Source organism: Thermogutta sp., from assembly GCF_014359955.1.
GTDB lineage: Bacteria > Planctomycetota > Planctomycetia > Pirellulales > Thermoguttaceae > Thermogutta.
In genome coordinates this window covers 1-4,793 of the sequence record NZ_JACIYL010000307.1, presented here as the reverse complement: position 1 = coordinate 4,793, position 4,793 = coordinate 1, and the positions used below count along the sequence as shown (strand labels likewise).

Below are 4,793 nucleotides of genomic sequence, written 5' to 3'. Positions count from 1 at the left end.
AATAGATCCAGTCACACACCTCGGCAGCGTGATGACGCCCGTTGACGCTTGGCCGATTGACGGTTCGCGCTAAAATGAAGTGAAGCCGCCTGGGGACGGCACCCTGGGTTACCATCTGAAAAACCGCGGGGACGACGATTCCACGGTGTGCGGCTCCGCTATCGAAGGAGGTGTTATGCGTTCCAGCGAGGGGAAGGTCGCGATGGAGTCCACAGTGCCGCGCGCTCGCACACTCAAAGAACTTCGAGAAAGCGGCTGGGTCTCACGTTCTGTTAAAGAAGAAATCCGGGAGAATTTTATTCGCGCCCTGGAAAGAGGCGAAGAACTTTTTCCCGGCATCATCGGCTACGACGATACGGTTATTCCTGAAATCAGTCTGGCCATCCTTTCCGGCCATGACATGCTTTTCCTGGGCGAGAAGGGGCAGGCTAAGAGTCGCCTCATGCGGTTGATCACGCGATTTCTCGATCCGTGGGTGCCGTATCTCGATATTCCGGACGTGCCAGTTCACGAGGACCCGTATCGGCCCATCACACGGCGTGCAAAAGAATTCCTCGCGACGACTCCCGAAGACAAAGTGCCGATTGCCTGGTGGCCACGGGAACAGCGCTATGCCGAGCGGCTGGCCCCGGGAACTAAATTCGCAGATATTATCGGTGAAATCGACCCGGCGCGACTGGCTGGCGGCGTGAGCATGTCTGCCGAGGAAGCCCTCTTCTTCGGCTTGATTCCTCGCATGCATCGGGGAATTTTTGCGGTCAACGAACTGCCTGAGCTGGACGAGCTGGTGCAAGTCGGGTTGTTCAACATCCTCGAGGAGCGGGACGTTCAGATTCGTGGCTATCCGGTCCGTTTTGATCTCGATATTCTCATCCTGTTTTCCGCCAACCCGGCCACGTATAACCGCAGCGGTAAAGTGATCCCACAACTGAAAGACCGCATCGGATCGGTCATACACACACACTATCCGCGGGACCGCCACATTGCCATTCAGATCACCGAGCAGGAAGCAAAAATTCCCCTGGATGGTGAGTATCCTGTGGTCGTGCCCTACTTCATGAAAGAAATTATAGAGCAGATCAGTATCGTGGCACGCCGCTCCAAATACATCGATCAGCAATCAGGCGTCAGCGCCCGGCTGAGTATTGCCAATTATCGAACAATGGTCGCCAGTGCCCGGCGCCGCGCTATCATTCTCGGAGAAAAACCCGCGGTTCCCCGCATCAGCGACCTGGGGCATCTCAACTCGTCGGCGCTTGGCAAGCTGGAGCTGGACTTGATGGCCGGGCATCAAATGAACGAAAAGCAGGTGCTCGATGCGATCGTGGCCGAGGCCATTCGCGATGTGTTTCAGGAATACGTGGAGGAGCACGGACTGGCCGAGATTGCCGAAATCTTCGGGCGTGGCGTGAAAATCGAGGTGGGTGATCTGCTTCCCTCAAGCTACTACGCGGAGCGAGTGAAACGCGTGCCGCCCGTGTGGGAAAAGGCCTTCGAACTGAATGTATCACAGGATCCGGCGGTCCGCGCCTCGTGTGTGGAATTTATTCTCGCCGGACTTTATGTGACTGACCGAATTTCCCGCGCTGAATATCGTGGAAAGATCGTCTATGAAATCCCCTAATCGCTACGGTGGGGTCATCCACGTTTATCAGAAGTATAACCCTATTCGTTTTCCCAGCCCAACCCGCGGGATGCCCGACATGCTGTCGGCTGCCATGAACCACATGCTCATGTTCGGGTCGCTGCGGGAACTGACGGAGGAGGAGCTCGCTCAAGCGGTGGAGCTGGATCCCAGCATGATCGCGGGATTGGGGCCCTCTCTCCAGTCGCTCATCGAAATGCTTCGCCAGCGCAAAGCCAAAATTCTCGCGACTTACGAGGTGGAAACCGTCCATGCGGAGGCCGCCCGGCGCTATCGCGAGTTCGGCCAGCAACTCCAACCGCCAGAGCGACTGGCCAAACGTTACGAAAGGGCTTTCCGTGAAGAACACATTTTCGAGCTGGAGCGTCTCTGGTACCTCGCGGAAAACGAAAACAGCGAGTTCGCTCGAAAAATTCTTCACTTGGTTCAGCGGCTTGGGGATAAATACCTCATCGACGAACTGGCTGCGAAATACCATTTCACTGGGGATCGGTCCATGACCATTCCCGAAGCGCTTGAGATCAAAGAGCTCCTCGAAACGATTGATCGACTTCTCGAACAGCTAGAGGAAGCAGCGAAGAACGCACGTCTGGCCGTGATCGATCTGGAGGCCCTTCGGCGCTTCGTGGAAGAGGAGGATATCCAGCGGCTTCGCGGATTCATGCGGCAGATTGAGGACCTCATCCGGGAGCTTGCGGAAAGGCAGGGCCTGGAACAAACCAAGAACGGTTATCGACTAACCCCCAAGGCGTATCGACTTTTCCAGGGCCGCCTGCTCGAGCGAATCTTCAGCCAGCTCCAGGCCGCGCGAAGTGGTCGACATACTGGCCCGATCGTTGGAGAAGGCAACATCGAATTGCCGCAAACCAAGCCGTACGAATTTGGAGATTCGCTGGCCCACATGGACATTCCCGCCACCATGATCAATGCGCTGGTGCGTCAGGGGCCGTCGTTGCCGGTGAAGCTCCTTCCCGAAGACATTGTGATCCACAAGACCCGCAATGTGCCGAAATGCGCCACAGTCGTTCTGCTGGACATGAGCGGCTCGATGCGCTACGGCGGATTGTACGTGGACGTCAAGAGAATGGGGCTGGCGCTGGACGGCTTGATCCGAAAAGAGTATCCCGGGGATTACCTGGAATTCGTGGAGATTTATACGTTCGCCCGGCGGGTCCATCCCAGTGAAATTCCAACCCTGATGCCCAAATTGGTCAGCGTTTCCGACCCGGTGGTGCGCCTCCGTGCGGACATGAGCGATCCCCGCATCACGGAAATGGATATCCCCTGGCATTTCACGAATATTCAACGTGGACTTCAACTTGCTCGCCAGTTGCTCTCCGTCCAGGATACCCCCAACCGGCAGATTATTCTCATCACCGATGGTCTGCCGACAGCGCACTTTGAGGGCCCGTATCTCTACCTCATGTACCCGCCCCATGACCGCACAGAACAGGCGACACTGCGCGAAGGCCTGCTGTGTGCTCGGGAGGGTATCACGATCAATCTTTTCCTTCTGCCGGGTTGGAGCCAGTCGAGCGAGGATATTCGCTTTGCCTACAAACTGGCGGAAGCGACACGAGGTCGTGTCTTTTTCACGGCCGGTAAGGAGCTCGATCGCTACGTGGTGTGGGACTACTTGCGTCGCCGCAGGGAGATTATAAGCTGAAAGTTCCCGCGCCGTGCGATCACACTAATCTCTGATTGCCAAAGTGAGACCTGGCAGACGGGATTAGGTTACCGGAAAGCTCAATCAGTTTTTATGCTTTGAGACTGCATACATGTCTGCCGCCACAAACTGGATGATTTACGGAGCCACGGGTTATACCGGCCGGCGAATAGCGTTCGAGGCCGTTAAACGCGGACTGCGGCCTGTTCTTGCCGGTCGCCATCCGCAACGGCTCGCCAGCCTCGGTCAGCAACTGGAATGCCCAACGAGGGTTTTCGATCTCAGCTCGGTCGAGCACATTCTGACGAACATCACCGGTTGCAGATGCCTTCTCAATTGTGCCGGTCCGTTTGCAGAAACGGCTTCCTCCCTGGTATCAGCGTGCTTGCGCGCAGGATGTCATTATCTCGATATCACAGGCGAGATCGACGTTATTGAACACATCGCCGCCCGCCATGAGGAGGCCGTTTGTCGCGACGTTGCGCTCATTCCGGCTGTCGGTTTCGACGTCGTGCCGACCGATAACCTGGCGGTTCATTTGAAAAAGGCCATGCCCGAGGCAAACACCTTGCTTCTGGCGTTCACCAGCACGGGCTCTCTCAGCCCCGGCACAGCAAAAACGATGTGGCAGGTTATTCAAAAGGGAGGCCGAATTCGCAAAAACGGTCGCCTGCGTTCGGCCCCTTTGGCCTGGAAGAGTCGCCGAATTCCGTTTCCCTCCGGCAGACGCTGGGCGGCTCTTGTTCCCTGGGGTGATGTCGCGAGTGCGTGGTACTCCACAGGAATTCCCAATATCGAGGTTTATCTTGCGATGCCGCGCTCGGCTATCGCCGTTCTGAAACTTGCCCAGCCGATGATTGCCAGTTTTGCCTCGGCGAGCAGCGGAGCCAATGTCGAAAAACTCATCCGAGCCATCCTTCGCCTGCCTCCAGCCGGGGCCGGTAATGGGGTTGATGCTCTCAGAAGCCCCGATGTCAAATTGCTCAGGCACGTCGAATTGTGGGGATGTGTCCGCGATCTCCAGGGCCGCTCGATCACGGGAACGATGCTGACGCCTGACGGCTACGACTTCACCGTTGCCGCGGCTTTGGCCGCGGTAGAACGCGTTCTCGAGAAAGAAATCGCTCCCGGGTTTGCTACGCCAACCGAAGCGTTCGGTATCGACTTCGCATTGGGGCTTCCCGGCGTCACGCTCCGCCTGGAAGAACCCTTTAACCAAGCATCCTGCAAAGCGAACTGTGAAGTCACCGAAGTGGCGACGTAAGTTTCAGCATTCGCGGGCAGAAAAAAGTGACAATCGCTTGCCTGATGAGCAGGAAATGGTGGCTTTTATGGGATAAGTCGCAAACTCATGAATGTTGCGTATTATGCTTTGTTTAAAAGGGGATTTAATCGTACTTGTCCGCCGCCGTGATGCTTCATATCGTCCTTGGCCGCGACGAAGACCACCCGCCACACGAAATGTTTTGTCCAGCGAACCTG

The 4,793-nt window shown here is 56.5% G+C and carries 4 protein-coding genes; 3 read left to right on the top strand and 1 reads right to left on the bottom strand.

Translation table 11 applies throughout. The features are described from left to right. Nucleotides 1–175: 175 nt before the first annotated feature. The 3 genes from H5U08_RS10390 to H5U08_RS10380 all read left to right on the top strand — a co-directional run bounded on the left by H5U08_RS10390 (nucleotide 176) and on the right by H5U08_RS10380 (nucleotide 4,575). A complete protein-coding gene (locus H5U08_RS10390) occupies nucleotides 176–1,624 on the top strand; it encodes a magnesium chelatase (RefSeq protein WP_297032752.1) in 1,449 nt (482 codons plus the stop codon). Continuing rightward, nucleotides 1,611–3,311, top strand: coding sequence for a hypothetical protein (locus H5U08_RS10385; RefSeq protein ID WP_297032750.1), 1,701 nt, complete (start codon nucleotides 1,611–1,613; stop codon nucleotides 3,309–3,311). Before H5U08_RS10390 ends, H5U08_RS10385 begins: the two co-directional genes overlap by 14 nt. A gap of 112 nt (nucleotides 3,312–3,423) precedes the next feature. Beyond that, nucleotides 3,424–4,575 (top strand): saccharopine dehydrogenase NADP-binding domain-containing protein, encoded by a 1,152-nt coding sequence (locus tag H5U08_RS10380; protein WP_297032748.1) that lies wholly within the window; start codon nucleotides 3,424–3,426, stop codon nucleotides 4,573–4,575. A 3-nt stretch (nucleotides 4,576–4,578) separates the two neighbouring features. Here the strand turns inward: H5U08_RS10380 and H5U08_RS10375 are convergent. Continuing rightward, the coding region (locus tag H5U08_RS10375) for a hypothetical protein (protein WP_297032747.1) at nucleotides 4,579–4,793 on the bottom strand (215 nt) is incomplete at its 5' end.

What these genes read in the sequence shown, in the direction of transcription:
- H5U08_RS10390 (WP_297032752.1), top strand. Translation starts at nt 176, where the DNA reads ATGCGTTCCAGCGAGGGGAAGGTCGCGATGGAGTCCACAGTGCCGCGC.
- H5U08_RS10385 (WP_297032750.1), top strand. Translation starts at nt 1,611, where the DNA reads ATGAAATCCCCTAATCGCTACGGTGGGGTCATCCACGTTTATCAGAAG.
- H5U08_RS10380 (WP_297032748.1), top strand. Translation starts at nt 3,424, where the DNA reads ATGTCTGCCGCCACAAACTGGATGATTTACGGAGCCACGGGTTATACC.